Source organism: Natrarchaeobius oligotrophus, assembly GCF_003841465.1.
Lineage (GTDB): Archaea > Halobacteriota > Halobacteria > Halobacteriales > Natrialbaceae > Natrarchaeobius > Natrarchaeobius oligotrophus.
Genome location: NZ_REFZ01000056.1, coordinates 1 through 1,279 on the forward strand (window position 1 = coordinate 1; position 1,279 = coordinate 1,279).

1 protein-coding gene is annotated in these 1,279 nt (G+C 56.1%); it reads right to left on the reverse strand.

Annotation, left to right across the window (positions count from 1 at the left end):
* Positions 1–2: 2 nt before the first annotated feature.
* Positions 3–1,226 (reverse strand): IS701-like element ISHti12 family transposase, encoded by a 1,224-nt coding sequence (locus EA472_RS21790; RefSeq protein WP_124193545.1) that lies wholly within the window; start codon positions 1,224–1,226, stop codon positions 3–5.
* Between the last annotated feature and the right edge of the window lie 53 nt (positions 1,227–1,279).

The following is a 1,279-nucleotide window of genomic DNA, read 5'->3' on the forward strand; positions in this document are numbered from 1 at the left end:
ACTCAGCTTTGAACGTTAGCGTCGGCTGTTGAGTGAACGAAAAGGTGGTCGATCTCTTGCATAAGGTCATCGACGCCACGATCATCGTTGTCTCGAACCCACGAGAGCAGGTTGTAAACGGCTTCCTTCAGGGAATGTTCGAGGTTCGCTCGAAGCGATGACGCTTTCGAGCGAACCGTCCCCAAGGCTCTCGAATCGGGATCAAGACGAACGAGACTGTAGGCAGCCATCAGAAGGTGCCAGTGCCGACTGGCACCTTCGTCGGTCTGCATCTCGCAGTCTCCCAAGCCAAGATCTTGCTTCGAGTCCTCGAAGAACGTCTCGATGCGCCACCGCATCCCGTAGGAGCGGATCACGTGTTCGGTAGGTGCGTCGATCTTGTTCGTGGCGAGGTATTTGACCGGGTTCTCTTCGTCTTCGTCAGTTTCTTTCTCGGCGATGACCAGCTTCACGTCTCCCAGTTGGGAGACGGGAAGCTTCTTCGTCCAGATGTGGTAGGTCTCGTCCTCAACGTTACGCTCGACGGTGTCGATGCGCTCTGCCAGCGCTTCGACGCTGATCTCTTCGCCGGCGTAGGTTACCTGTCGGTTGCTCCGGAGCGGGCCGATCCAGTCGTTGCCGTAGGATTCGATGTGTTCGACGAGGGCAGAATCGTGAGCGAACCACGAGTCGAAGAGGTAGGTGTCCGCCGGGACACCTACCTCGTCTTCGAGTTCGGTGACGATCTCACGGGCGAGATCGTACTTGGTGTCGTGGTTTTGGTCATCTTCGTCCTGTTTTTCGTAGAGGCGGAAAGTGAGTGGGTAGGCAGTTTTGTCGTCAGCGTAGAAGGCGTAGATGAGGTCTTGGCCCCAGACAGTGTCACCTTCGGCGTGATCATAGAAGTGTCCGACGCCGGGGACTTCGTCCCCGGCTTTCTCGGTGATCGTGTCGTCGAGGATGATGTAACCATCCTTCGACCAACGTGTTTCGCCGTGTTTTTGGAGTTCTTCGAGGCGTTCGTGGTTAAATTGCTGTTCGTCCCAGTCGTACTCGGTGAGGAACTTGTTGAGAGCGCGTTTGTCTCCAGCTGGAAGGACTTCGCGTGCGATGCCTGCCACGGTCTTGTTGCTGGCCGCAACAAGACCTGTGGCGTAGGTTTTCGCGTGCTGACGTTGTGCGGGTGACAGCGACTCGAACTCGTCGAATACACGCGTGCACGACAAGAAGTCCGTAATCGGCATCATCCGTGTTCGCTACTGCCTACGTCACGATCCTACTTCAACGTTCAAAGCTGAGT

Coding starts and splice junctions, on each gene's coding strand:
- EA472_RS21790 (WP_124193545.1), bottom strand. CDS start 1,226: ATGATGCCGATTACGGACTTCTTGTCGTGCACGCGTGTATTCGACGAG.